The following is an 18,504-nucleotide window of genomic DNA, read 5'->3' on the forward strand; positions in this document are numbered from 1 at the left end:
GTTTCTCAACAATTGTTGAAGTTTATGAAAAAGTTTATATAAAATAAAAAAACAACGGAAGAACCTCATGAAAAATAAGGTGTCCGCTGTTTTTGGGTTTTATGGATATGTGTAAAATATTTGTTTTACAGTATAACAGTAAAACGACAGCCACTTCCGGGAATATTTTCTACGGAAACGGTTCCCTTACACAGGTTCAGGATCTGTTTTACAAGGGCAAGTCCAAGACCGTTTCCCTCCTGTTTATGGGAACTGTCGCCCTGGTAAAATTTGTCAAAGATATGTTTCATGGAGTATTCACTGATCTGGGGGCCTTCGTTTTCTATGGAAAAACGGATCTTTTCTCCTTCCGGCATCATCCGGATATAGATCGTACCACCACAGGGACTGAATTTGATAGCATTGGAAAGCAGATTGTCCCATACATGACAGATGAGATTTTCGTTTCCAAGATACTCCACATCCATCATGTCCACATCAAATTCAATTTCTTTTTCTGACCATTTCGGTTCCATCATAACAATGGATTGTCGGATCTGCTCATCCAGACGGTACCAGTTCTGACGGGTCTGGATCGACTGGTGTTCGATTTTGGACAGCAGTAGGATATTTCCTGCCAGGTGGGAAAGCCTTCTGGTGTTAAAAAGGATTTTGCTGATGTACTGCTCCTGCTCTTCTGATATAGGCATGTCATCATCCTGCAGCAGAGTTGTATAACCCTCAATAGCACTGATGGGAGTTTTGAATTCGTGGGAAACATTGGAAACAAAGTCTGTCTGTAGAATCTCCGTTGCTTCCAGTTCCTGGACCATCAGGTTGAAATTAGAATAAATATCCCGGATTTCCTTCATTTGCTTTTCCGTTTCCAGTCGGACGGAAAAATCGCCTTCAGCAACCTGTTGCATGGCTTTTTTCAGCTTTAGTACAGGACCGAAATACCGGATACTGAGGAAGTTGTTAAGGACACCCCCTGCGGTCACGCTGGCCAGGATGATCCATACGATGTTCGGAACAGCTGAAATATGCAGTACATCCATAACAAGCCAGGATATCAGAGATACACAGACAAGCTCCAACATGATCATAAAGATAAAACGTAAACGAATGCTTAAATTTATGAAGAGTTTCTTTTTCATGTCTTTACCACCTTATATCCAACTCCACGGATCGTCACGATCTTAAAATCCGGATTATCGCGGAAGCGTTCCCGAAGCCTTCCGATGTGGACATCTACTGTGTGGGCATCGCTTGCGGAATCATATCCCCAGATATCATCCATAAGCTGTTGCCGGGTAAAGATTTTTCCCGGAAAGGAAACCATCTTATATAAGAGCATGAATTCTTTCTGAGGAAGTACCATACTTTCCGAGGAGGTGGATACTGTCAGGGAATCGCATTCCAGAATGGTATCTCCGATTCGCTGTTTCCGCTCATTGATCATCTGTGCTCTGCGGAGAAGTGCACCTACCCGCAAAACCAGTTCATTGATATTGACCGGTTTCACCATATAATCATCGCTACCGGACAGAAATCCCATACGCATATCATCAAAAGCATCTTTGGCAGTGACCATAAGTACAGGAATGGAATCTCCGGCATCTCTGAGTGAGCGGACCAGTTCATAGCCATCCATGTTGGGCATCATTATGTCCGAAATGATCAGATCGTAATAATCTTTTTCCAGGGCATCCAGCGCTTCCTGCCCGTCAGAGACCCCTTTTACTGTATAACCGTTTTTTAAGAGGACATGCCGGAAAAGCTGGCGGAGTTCCAGGTCATCTTCCGCAATGAGAATTTTAAACATTTTTACATCCCTATTCCTTGATCTTTTCAATGTCCATGTTTTCAGGCAGGATACAGCTTAAAACAATGGATATGATAAATACAACAGCAACTACATTTTGCGCAAAAACGGACTATATGATCGACGGGAAAATATCCCAGATCCCGCTCTCACTTGCTGTGGTGAATCCGATTCCGACAGCAAGTGAAAGAGATAGGCGGCAGCAGTCCGATGTGAAACAAACTACTATTATAAGAAAAATTACGGAATAATCATAACATAGATTCGTTGTGGAAACCAGACGGATTTTGATGAATAAATGTAATAATAGATGAATTAGGTCATATTATGAATATTTATACACGAAAAAAAGAAATACCCTCTTGCATTTTCGAAACTTTTACTGTAGAATTATTAAACAGGTAAACACAAATGTATGCCATACCCGAACACTGATTACAAAGATGTAACCAATCTTAACTGTATCAGTGTTTTTTAATATACAATGGGGAAACGAGGAAAAAATTATGGAAAAAAAGCATGAAATGATGAGTCTGGAGGACTCCGAACAGCTGAAAGGTAGAATGAAATTCTTTGAAAAGGAACTGGTAGAGAATCATCACATCGATCCCAACCTTTATGTGGAATACGATGTAAAAAGAGGACTTCGTGATTCCGCAGGTAAAGGTGTTCTCACAGGTCTTACTGAGATTTCCGATGTTACCGGCTATAAGCTGGTCAATGGCAGACGTATTCCTGCAGACGGTGCATTGTATTACCGGGGAATCGATGTGCAGGATATCGTAAACGGACTGAAGGACAGACGTTTTGGTTTTGAGGAGACGATCTATCTTCTGATTTTCGGTAAGCTTCCCAGCAAGGAAGAGCTTTCCAGATTTCTTGAGCTTCTTTCTGACATGGAGGATCTGGGAGGACGTTTTGTCCGTGACGTTGTCATGAAGGGAACCAATGCCAATATTATGAATGCTATGGAGCGTTGCGTACTTGCTCTCTATACATATGATGATAACCCGGAAGATATTTCTGTGGAGAATGTACTCCGCCAGTCTCTGGAACTGATCGCTAAGCTTCCTGAAATCGCGGTTTACTCCTATCACGCATACCGTCATTTCCGTAAAGACGAGACACTTTTTATCCGCAATCCGCAGAAGGGGCTTTCACTTGCCGAGAATATCCTTCTGATGCTTCGTCCGGACGGCAATTATACAGAGCTTGAGGCCAAGGTCCTTGATATCGCACTTGTACTTCATGCAGAGCACGGCGGTGGTAATAACTCTACTTTTACCACACATGTAGTAACATCTTCCGGAACAGACAGCTACTCTTCTACCTCTGCATCCATCGGTTCACTGAAGGGACCGCGTCATGGTGGTGCCAACCTGAAGGTCCAGAACATGTTTACAGATCTGAAGGCCAATGTAAAGGACTGGGAAAGTGATGAGGAGATCACAGCATATCTACAGAAAATACTGAATAAAGAAGCATTTGATCATGCAGGTCTGATCTATGGTATGGGACATGCAGTTTATACACTCTCCGATCCGCGAGAAGTGATCCTGAAACGTTTTGCACAGGCTCTTGCAGAGGAAAAAGGAATGATGGATGAATTTAAGCTCTATGATAAGGTTGAGGGTATTGCCGGAAAACTGGTCATGGAACACAGAAAGCTGTTCAAAAATGTTTGCGCAAATGTTGACTTCTACAGTGGCTTCGTTTACTCAATGCTTGGTATTCCGGAAGAACTTTTTACTCCGATCTTTGCCATCGCACGTATGCCTGGCTGGAGTGCACATCGTCTGGAAGAGCTGATCAGTGCCAATAAGATCATCCGTCCTGCTTATAAGTATGTGGGGCATCATGCAGATTTTGTACCTTTTGATGAGAGATAATAAACAGAATGATAAAAGCAGTGGGGATTTCTGACCTATTTAAGTTGGAAATCTCTGCTGTTTTTTTGTTCTCCTAAATTACAGAAAAACAGGATCATAACTATACATAATATATATTATGTAAAATAAATATCTGTTTTCACAAAAAAACAAGGCTCACCGCATAAGATATGATCGGATTGCCTTGTTTTTTATGGAATCTTACTTTATTATTCTTTTCCTATCGGAAGCTCTTCAGCCAGTTTACAAGAGAATCATGCCAGATGTTGTCGTATACGGTCTTTTTCATCTGGTCATCTACGGGTCCGTTTCCTGCCATTTTTGCAAGGATAGCAGCCTGAAGTTCGCCTACTGTCATTTCTTCTGGTGTTTTGTGCGGATTTGGCGCAGTGACCGTTTCCGTTTCCTGTGGATTGGAGGATTCTGCTTCAGGAGTTGACGGAACATCCGCTGCGTTTGCTGTATTGTCAGAAGCTTTATCTGTATTTTCAGCGTTTGAAGCTTCTTTTTCCGGGGCAGCTTCTGTTACAGTGTTGTTTTCAGCCGCCTGCTCCTCTTCTGCCTCAGATGCAGCGTTTTCGTTCTCTTTTGCTGCGGCAGTTTCCGGAACATTAGTCTGAACCGGCTTATATTCCGGCATATCTCCTGCAGGAAGCCAGATCTCACCGCTGTTTGCTGCAACACGGACACGGATCCGTCCGCCCTGTGCGGAAACCTTCTGACCTGTGAGGGCACCTACATATTCCGGAGCACTTCCTGTTGGAAGGTTCATCTCTGAATCACTGTCATCATTATTCACAGTAACGATCACTCGTATGCCTTCCAGATCTCTTGCAAAGGCAAACTGACGATTTGTAAGAGCCAGTTCTGCGTAGGAACCGTAGCTTAATGCAGGAGTTCCCTGGCGGACCTTTCCGAGGGCTGCGATCAGTGCAGTACATGGGTTCTTTGTTGCAGCATCCGCATAATCGTTAAGATCAAGTGCCGGACGTAAGCTGGCATCGGAAAATTTTTCTTTTTTTCCGTCAATACCAAATTCTGAGCCGTAATAAATGCTTGGAACGCCAGGTAAAGTATAAAGAAGTACATGTACAGGAGCAAAATGTGCTTTGTTCTGCAATTTGGTATGAATTCGCTCTACGTCATGGTTGTCCACGAAATTGTAGAGGTCCAGATCTCCCATATTCTGAAGATATTTTACTGTATGAGCAATTTCAAAATAGTTGTGGTCATTATGCCCGCTGTAAAGTGCCTTGTGAAGGGCATAGTTAGTTACACTGTGAAGAGTCTGTCCGTTTACCCAGCGGCTGTAATCTCCGTGAATGACCTCTCCCATAAGCCAGAAGTCTTTCTTAACCTCATCTGCGGTATGACGTAGAATACGCATGAAATCAAAATCCAGAACATCAGCGGCATCCAGGCGGATTCCATCAATATCAAATTCGGAAACCCAGAAACGGATCACATCACAGATATAGTTCTGTACTTCCGGATTGCGCTGGTTCAGCTTTACAAGAAGATTGTATCCACCCCAGTTTTCATAGGAAAAACCGTCATTATATTCGGTATTTCCGCCGAAATTTACATTACAGTACCAGTTAACGTAAGGGGAATGCTCACGGTTTTTCTGGATATCCTTAAAAGCGAAGAAATCACGGCCTGTATGGTTGAATACACCATCAAAGATCACGCGGATGCCTTTTTCATGGCAGGCTTTTATAAAATTGGTGAGATCTTTATTGGTTCCAAGACGGGAATCCAGTTTTTTGTAATCGGTTGTCTCATAGCCATGTCCGACACTTTCAAAAAGCGGCCCTATATATAAGGCAGTACATCCGATCTCTTTGATGTGGTCGATCCACGGCAGCAGTGTGTTCAGTCGATGTACAGGAGTTCCGTAATCATTTTCTTTTGGAGCGCCTGTAAGTCCAAGTGGATAAATATGGTAGAAGATTGCTTCGTTGTACCAGCTCATAATATTACACCTCTGTTCTAAAAATTTGCAATTTCCTGATAATTAGAGAAATTACACAAATACCTTCTCTATAATACCAGATTCCTATAATATAATCCAGAATAAATCAGCCAGTTTTTCAGCGAAAAATCCGGTATATTGCTAATTGCCGGATCTTACCTGATGGACATATGTTTATTCGTCAAATTCTGCAGTAACTATAAAGCCGCGTGGCGTATGCTCAATGCTTTTGATGATCCCCTCTTTGGATCTGATGCGGTCTGCGTTTCTGTAGCAGCCGGACATGGCTACTGCAGGCTCAATGATATAGCTGTAGTTCGTGGCAGAGAGAAATTCGGAGATCTTTACTTTATCTCCCACCTGTATCAGCCCCTGTCTTTCCATTTTAAATTTTTCTTCTCGCATAAACATGCCTTCTTTCTGTATAAATACGCAATGTGAATATATCTATAAATACAATTAATTACATGTTTAAGATCTTTAAGAACCGGATGGGATCCGTACCAGAAGCTTCTGTCCGTCTTTTTCTACTGCTGTAAGAACGGGAATATGTTTTTTTCGCAGAGCATGAACGATGGGATACAGGGAAAACATGGCATTATCTGCAAAAACTGCTTCCGGTTTGCAGCGGAGGATTTCTTTAATCCTGTCTTTTATAAAGCTTTTCCATTCTGTCTTTTCCATGGAGAGTTCTCCGTAGATTCCGTTCAGAGTCAGCTCCGGTAATTGGGGAACCGGCAGATGTACGATCCTGGCAGAAGAAAGCTCCGGAAGCTTTTGAAGCAGCATGTCTGTTTCTTTATTTCCGCCAAGGCTTACGATCACAGCTTCTTCATGGAAGGCGGCAAGACTGCTCCTGCAGGCAAGAACAGAATCCTCAAGGGTTCCGCAGGTCATGAGAAATCCTCCTTTATGACAAAAGGCTGCACTTTTAAGACCGGTTACCAAAGATAACTCCTCGCCTTCCAGGCCAAGCCAGGAAGAAGGAAAACTGCATTTGTAATTCATGGAATATTCTTTTTTCTGTGGCTGGATACAGTAACCGCCTCGGTTGGACGGAAAAATCACAAAAGCAATGTTGGTTTCCGAAAGGCGTTTTTGGCAGGGAATAAATTCCGGAAGTATAAGGATATTGGTATTTTCTGCCGGGGTATCGCCCGAAGCGAGGGAAGCAGCATGTTCTGTAAGAACTTCTTCCACCCGTCTGTCTGCACGTTCATTTCCAAGGTAACGCTCGAACTTATTTTCCAGGATCATGCCTGCTACACTGACTGCCTGGAAAAAGGCTTCGTCATTACTGCTTTTGGAATCCCATCCCGGATTAAAATTGCCGATCAGTGTGGCAAGTTCATTTTTTTCGCCGGTATTATCATTGATATCCAGAGGCTGGACAAAGGATTCATCGAATTTTAGTGCCAGCTCCTCACCTAGGATTTCCGGTCCAAGCTTCTCCCAGAGAAGGCCGAAGGCCGCATATGGGACGCCATTATCGCGGATACGGCTGTCTTTCTGATGATGATCATACTGTCCTCTGCCAATATCAAAAACAAGACCTTCATAGTTTTCAGGAACCTGGTTTCCACGTGTGATGGTGATCTCGGGATTCAGATATAAAAGCAGAGCGGCAGAAAAAACATCGTCTGCGTGAAATTTCCCGCTGTGGGTGAATGCGGATGCATTTTTTTGTTTGATTTTTTCCAGTAAATGATTCATATGAAACGCTCCTGTGTGTTTATTCTGCTCTTCAGTATACCACAGAAATGAAGAATAAACAAAGTTTCCTACAGTTAAAAAGGAATCCGTCCTGAAGACAGATCCCTTTAAAAATTTACGTTCTTTTATGCTTTATGTACAAAATAGGACGTTCATATTCAATTTTATTATAATGCGCAGATAATTTTATCCTGATATGCTTCCGGAACTTCTTCTTTATCCAGAGACATACTGATAATAAAGGAAACTTTGAAGGTTTCACCGATGGCACTTAACTGATCCAGTGTTTCGGTTGCATCCTTTCCTTCAAGCTTGGCTGTTGTAAGGAAGCTGTCCAGATATACCTGTTCCAGATCATGATCCTGAGAGAGGATACCACAGATAAATCCTACAAATTCGTCCGCATTTTTAACCGGAAATCCGGAAACATCGATAAGGCGGACCTTGTTGTTCAGCTCATACATGTGCTTGGTGCTCTTGTCTAAGTAAACAATACTGCCGTTGGCATCCTTAACAGCTCCGTTTACTTTGTCTAACAGTACTTTTGTTTTTCCTTTGCCTTTCTTTCCTACGATCAGTTCAACCATCCTGTTTTCCTCCTTAGACACATATAATAATTTTGAATAAAATTGCTATTGATATGCTTCAAATTATAGTGCATTGTGAATAAAATTGCAAGAGCTTTTTGAAAAAAACTGGTAATTTTAATCAAGCTTTACTGATCTCTTTCATTTTCCATTTGTGCTTTTGCTTTCCTTCCGATCCGGGCAGTGCTGTTCATGATACTGGCCCGGGTAACCTTGTCGTTTCCGTACTTCAGACGGATGGAATCCAGTGCTGCATCCAGTTTCTGCTGGCGTTCCTTCTTGTGAGTATCCTCAAAAAAGGACAGCTGTTCAAAGGAATCATCCGTAAGACCGGTCAGTGATACTCCCAGGAGCCGGAGTGGCTGTCTCATCCAGGACTCCTGAAAGAGGTTTTGGGCATTTCTGTAAATCTCTTCTGTGATATCGGTGGCATTTGGCAGTTTAGTCTGATGAGATTTGTTTCGAAAATCCAGGGTACGGAAGGTTACAGAAATGCAGGTGCATTTTTTCTTTTTGCGGCGCATGCGGGCGGCCAGAATATCGCATTGTTCCAGCAGGATCGGAAGTGCCTGCTCCAGTGAGACCAGATCATCGTTAAATGTAGTTTCCAGACTGAATCCTTTTGCTTCATCAGGTTTTGCTTTCACAGGGGAGTCATCAAGGCCACGGGCATACTGATATAACTGCTGTCCTGCTTTTTCACCGAGAAGTGCCTGTATCTTTGCTTTTTTTTCATGAGCCAGATCTCCGATGGTTCTGATCCCTGCATCCTGCAGTTTTTTTTCAGAGGATCTGCCAAGAAAAAGAAGCTCTCTCACTGGAAGAGGCCACATTTTTACAGGGATTTCTTCCGGAAATAAAGTATGCACCTTATCTGGCTTTTCGAAATCAGAGGCCATTTTTGCAAGAAGTTTATTGGTGGAGATGCCGATATTTACGGTAAAGCCGAGTTCTGTACGGATCTTATCCTTCAGCTCATGGGCAGTTGCCACCGGATCCGGGTAAATATAGGAGGTTCCGGTCATATCCAGAAAAACCTCATCAATGGAAAAGGATTCCATTACCGGTGCATAGGACCCACAGATTTTTTTGAAGGCTCTGGAACATTTATCGTATAATTCAAAGTCAGATGGAACGGCCACAAGATTCGGACATTTGCGAAAAGCCATAGCCATAGGTTCTCCTGTCTGGATTCCGTATTTTTTTGCAGGAATGGACTTGGCGACAACGATGCCGGTACGTTTACTGGGGTCTCCGCCAATACAAGAAGGGATGTCTCTCAGATCCGGAAGTCCCATCTTTACTCTTTTTGCTGCTTCCCAGGAAAGAAAAGCACTGTTTACATCAACATGAAAAATCAATCGTTCCATATAGGGTTCTTCTTTCAATTGTATAAAGTGTGTCTGTTATATCTATTTACAGATTTTTGCAGACAGCTGATCAAAAAGGTTTCGATATTCCTCTTCTACCTGTGAAAAAGGGTATTGCCGGTATTGGATCGGAACATGGACAACCGGTTTTGGAGTGTCCGGTGTTTCATTCAGAAGATATTTCAGGTCATACCAGAGCAGGTCATTGTCGATCTCCTTCAGCTTCTGCTCTTCTATGGCAGAAAGTCCGGATCCCAGATATTTCTGATAGATAATGTTTAAAAGAGCTTCCTCCTGTTTCCGATACTCAGGAAGACTTTTCTTAAATGGTCTTGGAACATCGGACATATAACATTCGCTGGCATCGTGAAGAAGGGACGCCAGTATAAGACGGCCGGAATAGCCACGTGCTTCGGCTTCTTTGGCACAGAGGATGCAGTGCTGCCCTACAGAGAAAAAAGTCCTTACATGACCATTTCCGCGGCATAGAAGAGAAAGTGCGTGTGCAATGTCCTCAATGCAGATCAGCTCTTCGTCCGGATGTGTCGGATCAAAATGTTTTCCAGTGTATGTGGTAATGCAGTCGCCCATAAAATGTTACGCCTTTCTTTAAGCTTATGAATAAATATGATTATTTATTATAAACACCCAGAGAAAGTGTGTCTATATGATCGCGAAATAAATTTCGGGAACTGTTACAGAAAAACAAAAGAAATACATGGCTGTTTTACAAATATGAGTGATTCTGTGCTATAATACAAAAAAACGACAGGGAGATCATCAGCGATGAAACATATGGAAGAAATGAAGATTGCCGGATTAGCCATGGCATTATGTATCGTGATGCTGGGAATCTATATCGTCGTCCCAAAGGATGGAACGGTTTCTCATCTTACTGCTATTCCGGATAATAATGCGGCGGAGCCTGTTACAGATTCTACATCAGAGGGAACTGCTGATGCGGATTTTCCAATCTATACAGAGGACAGCTACAGCAGTGAGCCCGAGAGTTCTGACGATACTGGGGACGGAGATTCCTATACGGAAGAGCCGACTTATGATCCAGGTGATAATTCTTACGACGGCAATACGGATAGTGAAGCCAATGGAGCAGATACCTCGGATACTTCAGATACATCTTCAGATGGAACCGGTGAAGACGCAGGCAATTATGAAGATCCGGACAGTGGCTCAGGTGAAGTGGTCGATGACAATGATTACAGTGGTACTTCGGATACGGATCTTGATAGCAGTGAGACCGAAGATACCGGCAGTGATGGCACCGATGATATAGTAGAAATTAACTGAATGTAAAAAAAAGAATAAAAAAGCAGATCTGCGAAATAAAATTTCAAACAGATCTGCTTTTTTGTTTTTTGTATGGAATCCTGTCAGTTGATGTTCTGGAGCAAGGATGTCATTTCCTGATAAAGAACATCCTTTGAGGACGCACCCATGACGATGGAAATAAATGGCTTCCCATAAGCATTCTGGCTTAAAAGTGCCAGACAGTTACCGGCTTTATCGGTTGTTCCTGTTTTTCCTCCAAGGATAGTGACATCCTTAGGAGTTGCTGCCTCTCCGGTAAGATAATGATCTGTAGCGGGTAAGGTAGCACTTGCATCGGAGCCATCGGAATGCTTATAGCTAACTGTATAAGATGCCATTTGTGTGATGTCTGTAAACTCCGGATAATTCAAGGCTTCTTTCAGCATCAGATAAATGTCATAAGGCGTTGTATAATGATTTTCGTCCTGAAGACCATGGGGATTGGTAAAGTGAGTTCCTGTACAGCCAAGTTCTGCAGCAAAGCTGTTCATCATCTCTACAAATTTATCGGTTGATCCACCTATATGTTCCGCAATGGCAGATGCTGCATCATTGGCAGAATAAACAAGAAGACAATGAAGAAGCTGATCCATGGTAACCTGATCTCCCGCCTGGAAACCAGCTACCTGAGAACCGGATTCCAGGGTAACATTCTCCTGTGAGATCGTTACTGTATCGTCCATGTTTCCATATTTCAGTGCAAGCATAGCTGTCATGATCTTTGTGATGCTGGCAGGATAAACCTTGTTGTAGGCACCTTTTGCATAGAGTACCTTTTTATCACTGAGATTCAGAAGCACACCGGACTGGCTGTCATCCAGACTGACAGAATCCAGAGCAACATCTTTTGTAACAACACAGAGATCATGGGCGAAACCTGCCGCGCGCTGCTCTTCTTTGGAAGTCAGAGTATTATCAAACTCGGAGAATGCATTGAAAGAATTTGCAGGAGTGGAAAAATCTCCGCCCTTCAGCATGTAAACACCCAAACCGCCAGCTGTGCATAGTACGATCAGCAGAAGAAGGAGAAAAATGGTGTTGCGGATCCTTTTGCGACGCATCCGTTTCATCCGGGTATTTTGAGCTTTACGTCTGGCAGAAACAGTTCCGTCAGACGGCGTGGAAGTTCTTTTTGTCCCCTTGGAAGCTGTATGTGCAGCCCGGGAAGCCTGACCTCTGGAAGGATTGCCAGAACGTACATGATTTTTTACAGGTTCTTTACGTGTCATAAGTATTCCTCTTTCCGAAAGTAGGTATCCGATTTCTGACCTTTTTTCTGTAATTCTTTATTATATGCACTGCTCTGCAGTCCTACATTGAGAACAAGTCCCATACCCATAAACAGACTGATCAGAGAAGTAAGACCATAGCTTACAAAAGGAAGCGGAGTACCTGTGTTTGGTGCAAGGCCGGTAGCAACACAGATGTTGATGAAGCTCTGTATGGAAACAATGCTTCCAACACCGCAGCATATGATCTTACCGGCAAGATCCTTGGCCCGCAGGCTCATACGGATACATTCAAAGGTGATCAGAAACAGCAGCAGTACGATCAGAGTACAGCCGATAAATCCGTACTGCTCTCCAGCCACCGCAAAAATAAAGTCGGTCTGATTCTCAGAAACAAAGTTTCCATCATTTACGGATGTAACACTGGTGTCATTACTGAAAGCACGTCCCACAAGTTCTCCGGAGGCGATGGCTGTTTTTGAGTTGTTCTGCTGTTCAATATCATCTGCGTATTCTTCGTTCTCCGGATACAGGAATGACATGATACGGTTTCTCTGGTAATCCTGTATCAGTTTCTGATCCGGCTGCACGATAATGGACAGAAAGATGATGGCCAGAGGAATCGCGATCAAGGCTACACCTCCGATGATCTTATAACTAAGTCCTGCGATGTAGATCAGAATACAGAACAGGACTGTTACGGTGATGGTGTTTTTCATATCCGGCTGTACATAGATCAGCATCAGTGGGATGACCAGAAGGACAGCTGATTGTATCAGAGTCTTTAAGGTATTCAGATCTTCATCATGATCCATAAAAAATTTGGCAAAAAACAGGATAATGATGATCTTTGAAAGCTCGGTAGGCTGGAAACGGATAAAACCTAAATCCACCCATCTGGCAGCACCATTGGCGCTGGATCCGAAGAACCGGACAGCCAGAAGCATAACGATATTAAATCCATACATGATCCATTGAAAATTCAGTAGCCAAGAATAATCCATCAGTGAAAGGATCAGCATAAAGACCACACCGATGATCACCCCCAGAAGCTGACGTGTGCGAAGGTAGTCGGCAGCTGTTCCTACAAGCTGAATTCCAATAAAGCTGATCGCCAGGAGAAAGATCACCAGTCGAAAATTGTAAAACCGCAGCTTATACTGTTTAATCATAAATTATGCATCTCTTTTCTTAAGTACGGGTATGACTGCATGCAGAACAGGTGGTTCCTGTGTGATCTGTATGGTCACCCCTGGTTCATCAATTACAACGTATTTTTTTACGGCATGTATCAGATCGTTCCGTAAAAGCTTCATCATCTGTGGAGAACAGTCTATGCGTTCCGATACAAGAAGAAGCTTCATCCTGTCGCGTGCATAGCCTGCAGAGTGGTTTTTCCCGGAGAAAAATCCCATAATCATTCCTCCTGTGATGAAAAATGTCAGACAGCAAAGCGTCTGTTATTTTCGAAAAATGCTGCCAAGACGGTGGAATACACCATTTTTTCGACGCACAGTAACATAAGGGACCTCTTCGCCCATAAGCCTCCGGCAGATATTGCGATACTCTTCTTCTGCCTGGGAATTTTTTCCGGATAAAGGTTCTCCCTGATTTGTGGAGATCACGATCTGTTCATCATCCAGGATCGCACCGATCAGATCTACAGCCAGGATTTCCAACACATCTTCTACGGACATCATATCACCTCTGGCGATCATTTCCGGTCGAAGCCGGTTGATGATCAGCCGGATATCACGGAGCCCTCCGGACTCCAGCAACCCGATGATACGGTCTGCATCCCGGATCGCGGAAACTTCCGGTGTGGTCACGACCAGTGCACGGTCCGCTCCGGCTACTGCATTTTTGAATCCCTGTTCAATTCCTGCCGGACAATCCAGAAGGACATAATCGAATTCTTCCCGGAGATCATCGGTAAGCTTGATCATCTGTTCCGGAGATACGGCAGTTTTGTCCTTGGTCTGGGCAGACGGAAGAAGATACAGTTCTGAATGCCGACGATCCCGGATCAGTGCCTGTTTCAGGCGGCAGCTCCCATTGATCACATCAACCAGATTATAAACAATACGGTTCTCCAGTCCCATGACAACATCCAGATTTCGGAGTCCGATATCGGTATCTACAACTGCAACCTTTTTTCCCATGGCAGCCAGTCCGGTCCCGATATTTGCCACGGTGGTGGTTTTTCCAACACCGCCTTTTCCAGATGTAATGACAATGACTTCACTCATGTTTTCTGATTCCTCCTATAAAATGTTCCACACTTCTGGTATCCTCATAAAGTTTGTTTAGTCATTCGATACATTACTGGTATCGCTTGCTGCATAGCCAGTGAGAATGGTGCTTTCATCTGCAAGTCCGAAAATGTATTTAAAGATATCATTAGCTGCAAGGCAGGCATTACCGGATGCATATCCGTTTGCGATTCGTACAGATATTGCGTACTTGGGATCAGAAACAGGCGCATATCCGATAAAAAGTGCATTGTTCGGATGATAATAGTCAATCTCGGCAGTACCGGTTTTTCCTGCTACTTCAACTCCAAGTCCGTTAAACTGATCATGAGTCTGCACTACACGATACATACCGTCATGGATGGCATCCCAGATATTGCTGGAAAGATCCAACTGTCCAGCTGTTTTGGAAGGATATTCCTTTATAAGTTTTCCTTTGGAATCCGTCACACGGTCCAGAAGGGAAAGCTTGTAGATCGTACCGGAAGTGGCGATCGTTGACGCATAGCGTGCAAGCTGGCTGGTCGTAAACGTATTGGTACCCTGTCCAATATAGGAAGGAACCGCGTTTTTGTCAGAAACCTGCGGAGAAGCCTCGGAAATTTCAATGCCGGTTTTCTGATCCAATCCCATGAGGGAAGCATATTTCTGAAGCATTCCAAGACTTCTGGCTTCAGAAAAATTACCTTCGGAATCTTTACCAAGTTCGAAACCGATCGTAGTGAAAAATACGTTACAGGATTGCTCAATGGCCTCACGGATATCAAGAGAACCGTGGCCCTGTTTATTCCAGCAGTTGATCGGAGGTGTTACAAGGTCAAAGCTTCCTGTACATTCAATATATGTGCCATCATCTATTACGCCCTCGGACATGCCGGCAACAGTAGATAAGATCTTTAAGGTAGATCCTGGAGCCGTCTTCTGCTGTGTTGCCTTGTTGAAGAACGGGCTGGAAAGATCTGTGGAAAGCTTTGCATAATAATCGGTGTCCATATTGTTGGTCAGACGATTATTATCATATCCCGGATAGGAAACACATGCGAGAACATTTCCGGTTGTAGTATCTGTGATCACCGCAGATGCAGAGCACGGAGCCAACGCAAGCTGGGCCGGTGTGATTTCAAGATTTGCGATCTTGCGATACATGAAGGTGTAGGCATCAAGACCACCGGAGGCCATTGTCTGATACAGTTCGTCTTCTTTTGAAAGAACGCCCTGTTCATAGAGAACAAGACACAGATCTTCTCCACTGATGGTGTCTTCCTGAAGCATATATTTATACAGAAGCTTTGAAAAGCCTGTATCTGTCTTCAGGTAATCAATGATATAGGCGGTAAGAGCCTGATAGATCTCTTCAGAATCCAGATATTCTCCGGAGGTTGAGATCTGGGAAATATCGATCCAGTTCTGACTGGCAGCATAGTTCAGATAATCCTTCAGACTGATACTCTGGTCATTTTTCCAGGCTTTGTATGTTTCATCTGAGGTATCAATGGAATCACTTTTCAGTACCTTCAGGGTATTGGTAAGAAGATCATCACAGATATAGGTAAGATATTCCTGCATCTGCGTATCTTCATCCTTATAGGCTGGAGGATTGTCACCTGTCAGCCTGTTACTTATTGTATCAAAAACCTGTTGCTGTTTTTGCTGAAATTTGGCGTATAAATTTTTTTCTGTATCGGAAGCATCTGCATCGCTGAATTTATTGATATCGATCACGCTGTTTGCGATCAGTGCATTGTATACATCATAGATTGGGATGGTGATCTTACTTGCATCTTTCTCTGCTTCATAATCAAAGCTTTTATTTGGTGTCAGTTTAGAGAGGACAATACCGGCAACACGCTGTTCTAGGATCTGGTAAATACTCTTCTGCCAGTCGGAATCAATAGTCAGATAAACATCGTTTCCGGCCACAGGATCAACAGTTTTGGAATTGTCGATATCAAGGACTTTACCAAGATTATCAACTGTGACCGTTTCTTCTCCATCTTTTCCCTGAAGTTCAAGCTCCATATACTGTTCGATCCCGGCTTTTCCAACAACCGCATCATTGGAATAATCAGGATTATCCTTACGAAGGGTTTCCAGTTCTTCAGAAGAGGCCTGGCCTGTGTAACCGAGGATCGGCGCCATGCTCTCATCGTCCACATATTTTCTGGTGGAATCTTCTACAATGTCAATACCCTGGAGAGCGGCCTGATTTTCTTTTATGGCTGCCACAGATTTTTCACTGACATTTGTTGCAATGGTCACCGGCATATATTTCTTGAAACTGTTGGTGTTCAGCTGATAGCGCATGATCGCAATTTCGAGGATTTCCTGTTTGGTAAGCTCTTCCGGAAGAGAATGTGCGGCAAGTTCTTCCGGGGTGTAGGCATCTTTTCCGTAAAGAACGATAGAAAATCCGCTGCTTCCGGTAAGATGATCCATGATCTGGGCTGCGGTTGCGTTTTTCTGCTCCTCACTGAGATCATCAATCTGTGCTTCTCCGTAAATATCCGCACGGAAACGGTTAAGAGTAAATCCTTCATCTACATCAAAAGCATAGTCGCCATGATCATTGACGGTAATATGAAAATTATCAGATAAGCTGTCCCCGTTTTTGGAAAGGATCTGTAATACCTGGTAGGCGATACCGTTCAGAGTCAGATTCTTTTCTCTGGTGCTGTTGTATGTACCGCTATCTTCGAATGTGACAGAATATGCAAGTACATTGGAGGCGACAACTGTGCCGTTACGGTCATAAATATTACCACGGGTGCTTTTGATCACGCGTGTTTTGGTGGTACGTGTCTGAAATTTACTGATGTAATCCTCTCCCTGTATGATCTGCAGACTGAAAAGCTGCCGGACCAGGACAGATGACAGAAAAATAAATACGATCACAAGAACTGTAGTACGTTTCAGACGGATTTTTTTGATGATTTTTTTTATTTTAATTCCCAAATAGACTCACTTTCTTTCCTTACAGTATCCATTAAGTGGTAGTTGATCCAGTAAAATACCCGGTATACGATGATGGTGAGAAAAACCGTATATACAATCTCGGGGATAATGATCCTGTATATGTAGGTCCAGAATCCAAGACGGCCTCTGAGCAGAAACTGGAGGCCATACACAGCCAGATTATAAAGAAGATCTGTTCCTGCTACAAGAAAAAGCGGAACTTTCAGATCATCATCATAAAAACTGCGGAATGCATAGCCGCTGATAAAACCTATATACATATAGATCAGTGCATAAAATCCAAACAATGACCCATAAAAGAGATCGACAAAAAGCCCGGAAAAAAATCCAGTCCACAGACCGACTTTTCTTCCACGCATAAGTCCCATGGATACACACAGGATCAAAAGCAGATTTGGAGTGATGGATCCAATGGAAATACGGTCCATTACTGTGCACTGAAGGAGAAAACAGACAATGATAGTGATAAATAATATGATCCTATTTTTCATTGGACGCATCCTCCGATTTGTCTATCGCGTCCTGTTTATTGGTGGTGATCACAAATACATCTTTCAGATGACCGAAATCAACCGGTGTAACGATCGTACCTGTTTTTGTCAGGTTATTGGGATCCTGCTGGATCTCACTGACATAACCAATAAACAGTCCTTCCACATATTTTTCACTGATGTTCGAGGTGACAATACGTTCTCCGACTGTTACCTTGTTATCCTGATCGTAAAGCTGCTCAAAGCTTAATTTGCCTTCATCGATCAGTTTCAGATCTCCAGTGACAACGCAGTTGTCGGAAGTACTGACTGCCATGGCACTGACATTGCTGCTGTCATCGATGATGGAACGGACAGTAGCCCAGGAAGGTCCCACTTCTGTAACGATACCCACAAGACCCTTTCCGGCGATCACGTTGTTATCAACCCGGATCCCGTTATTACTGCCTTTGTTGATCATAAAGGTATCATACCAGTTTCCGGGATCTTTGGAGATTATCCTTGCGGCAACCTTGGGATAGTCGGTATATTCCTGATCAAGATCGTAAAGTTCCTTCAGGCGTGTGAGCTCTGTCTGGTCCTGGATCAGGATGTTATTCTGTTCCGTAAGACTGTTGATCTGACTTTTCAGCTCTTCGTTTTCCTGAAGCACGTCCTGTTTATCACGAAGATTGTTTTTTACATTTCCAAATATATCGCTGACACCGGCGATCCCCTTTTCAAAGGGAACGATAAGAAAACCGGCTGCCTCCTGAAGTGGTGCGGAAGAGGTTCCGGAGGCTGCTGTAGCTACGATGCAGCTTCCACAGAAAAATGTCATGATTACCAGAAGATGTTTACTTTTTAAATTAAAATGAAAACGCACTTTTTTTCGGATGTTTTTCATTATATA

17 protein-coding genes and 1 pseudogene are annotated in these 18,504 nt (G+C 43.3%); 2 read left to right on the forward strand and 16 right to left on the reverse strand.

What is annotated here, in order from left to right:
• Positions 1–125: 125 nt before the first annotated feature.
• The 3 genes and pseudogenes from CCC17_RS06960 to CCC17_RS15045 all read right to left on the reverse strand — a co-directional run.
• Complete coding sequence (locus tag CCC17_RS06960; protein WP_287082790.1) at positions 126–1,136, reverse strand: HAMP domain-containing sensor histidine kinase; 1,011 nt, start codon at positions 1,134–1,136, stop codon at positions 126–128.
• On the reverse strand, positions 1,133–1,804 hold the full coding sequence (locus tag CCC17_RS06965) for a response regulator transcription factor (RefSeq protein WP_015525141.1): 672 nt from the start codon (positions 1,802–1,804) through the stop codon (positions 1,133–1,135). Before CCC17_RS06965 ends, CCC17_RS06960 begins: the two co-directional genes overlap by 4 nt.
• 10 nt (positions 1,805–1,814) lie before the next feature.
• A pseudogene (locus CCC17_RS15045) lies at positions 1,815–2,000 on the reverse strand (purine permease); the annotation flags it as partial.
• Between the two features lie 310 nt (positions 2,001–2,310).
• On the opposite strand from CCC17_RS15045, the gene CCC17_RS06975 reads away from it, so the two are divergent.
• Positions 2,311–3,693, forward strand: coding sequence for a citrate/2-methylcitrate synthase (locus tag CCC17_RS06975; RefSeq protein WP_287082792.1), 1,383 nt, complete (start codon positions 2,311–2,313; stop codon positions 3,691–3,693).
• Positions 3,694–3,913: 220 nt separating this feature from the next.
• On the opposite strand, the gene CCC17_RS06980 is transcribed toward CCC17_RS06975, so the two are convergent.
• From CCC17_RS06980 to CCC17_RS07005, 6 genes are all read right to left on the reverse strand, one after another.
• Positions 3,914–5,668 (reverse strand): alpha-amylase family glycosyl hydrolase, encoded by a 1,755-nt coding sequence (locus CCC17_RS06980; protein WP_287082794.1) that lies wholly within the window; start codon positions 5,666–5,668, stop codon positions 3,914–3,916.
• Between the two features lie 174 nt (positions 5,669–5,842).
• Positions 5,843–6,073, reverse strand: coding sequence for a hypothetical protein (locus CCC17_RS06985; RefSeq protein ID WP_015525138.1), 231 nt, complete (start codon positions 6,071–6,073; stop codon positions 5,843–5,845).
• A 75-nt stretch (positions 6,074–6,148) separates the two neighbouring features.
• Positions 6,149–7,381, reverse strand: a complete 1,233-nt coding sequence (locus CCC17_RS06990; protein WP_287082795.1) for an MYG1 family protein — start codon at positions 7,379–7,381, stop codon at positions 6,149–6,151.
• A gap of 167 nt (positions 7,382–7,548) precedes the next feature.
• Entirely contained in the window at positions 7,549–7,968 is a 420-nt protein-coding gene (locus CCC17_RS06995; protein ID WP_021652042.1) for a hypothetical protein, read from the reverse strand.
• A 128-nt stretch (positions 7,969–8,096) separates the two neighbouring features.
• Positions 8,097–9,338: a DNA polymerase Y family protein gene (locus CCC17_RS07000; protein WP_059085852.1), complete on the reverse strand. Its 1,242-nt coding sequence runs from the start codon at positions 9,336–9,338 to the stop codon at positions 8,097–8,099.
• A 42-nt stretch (positions 9,339–9,380) separates the two neighbouring features.
• The gene (locus tag CCC17_RS07005; RefSeq protein WP_015525131.1) at positions 9,381–9,929 is read right to left on the reverse strand and encodes a hypothetical protein; all 549 of its coding nucleotides are present in this window, start codon (positions 9,927–9,929) and stop codon (positions 9,381–9,383) included.
• A gap of 195 nt (positions 9,930–10,124) precedes the next feature.
• On the opposite strand from CCC17_RS07005, the gene CCC17_RS07010 reads away from it, so the two are divergent.
• Positions 10,125–10,646 (forward strand): hypothetical protein, encoded by a 522-nt coding sequence (locus CCC17_RS07010; protein WP_092070016.1) that lies wholly within the window; start codon positions 10,125–10,127, stop codon positions 10,644–10,646.
• Positions 10,647–10,729: 83 nt separating this feature from the next.
• On the opposite strand, the gene CCC17_RS07015 is transcribed toward CCC17_RS07010, so the two are convergent.
• From CCC17_RS07015 to mreC, 7 genes are read right to left on the reverse strand one after another with little or no spacing between them, the layout of a single operon-like run.
• Entirely contained in the window at positions 10,730–11,896 is a 1,167-nt protein-coding gene (locus CCC17_RS07015; protein WP_287082797.1) for a D-alanyl-D-alanine carboxypeptidase family protein, read from the reverse strand.
• Complete coding sequence (locus CCC17_RS07020) at positions 11,893–13,068, reverse strand: FtsW/RodA/SpoVE family cell cycle protein (RefSeq protein WP_287082798.1); 1,176 nt, start codon at positions 13,066–13,068, stop codon at positions 11,893–11,895. The genes CCC17_RS07015 and CCC17_RS07020 overlap by 4 nt, the downstream gene beginning before the upstream one ends.
• Positions 13,069–13,071: 3 nt before the next feature.
• Positions 13,072–13,311: a cell division topological specificity factor MinE gene (gene minE / locus CCC17_RS07025; protein WP_015525127.1), complete on the reverse strand. Its 240-nt coding sequence runs from the start codon at positions 13,309–13,311 to the stop codon at positions 13,072–13,074.
• 45 nt (positions 13,312–13,356) lie between these two features.
• On the reverse strand, positions 13,357–14,145 hold the full coding sequence (gene minD / locus CCC17_RS07030) for a septum site-determining protein MinD (RefSeq protein WP_118752708.1): 789 nt from the start codon (positions 14,143–14,145) through the stop codon (positions 13,357–13,359).
• A gap of 57 nt (positions 14,146–14,202) precedes the next feature.
• On the reverse strand, positions 14,203–17,100 hold the full coding sequence (locus tag CCC17_RS07035) for a penicillin-binding transpeptidase domain-containing protein (protein WP_287082800.1): 2,898 nt from the start codon (positions 17,098–17,100) through the stop codon (positions 14,203–14,205).
• Positions 17,085–17,612, reverse strand: coding sequence for a rod shape-determining protein MreD (gene mreD, locus CCC17_RS07040; RefSeq protein ID WP_021652034.1), 528 nt, complete (start codon positions 17,610–17,612; stop codon positions 17,085–17,087). Before mreD ends, CCC17_RS07035 begins: the two co-directional genes overlap by 16 nt.
• The gene (gene mreC, locus CCC17_RS07045; RefSeq protein ID WP_022427290.1) at positions 17,602–18,498 is read right to left on the reverse strand and encodes a rod shape-determining protein MreC; all 897 of its coding nucleotides are present in this window, start codon (positions 18,496–18,498) and stop codon (positions 17,602–17,604) included. The genes mreD and mreC overlap by 11 nt, the downstream gene beginning before the upstream one ends.
• Positions 18,499–18,504 lie beyond the last annotated feature (6 nt).

Source organism: Blautia sp. LMAG:36 (assembly GCF_008680535.1).
In the GTDB taxonomy this organism is placed as follows: Bacteria; Bacillota; Clostridia; order Lachnospirales; family Lachnospiraceae; genus Blautia_A; species Blautia_A fusiformis.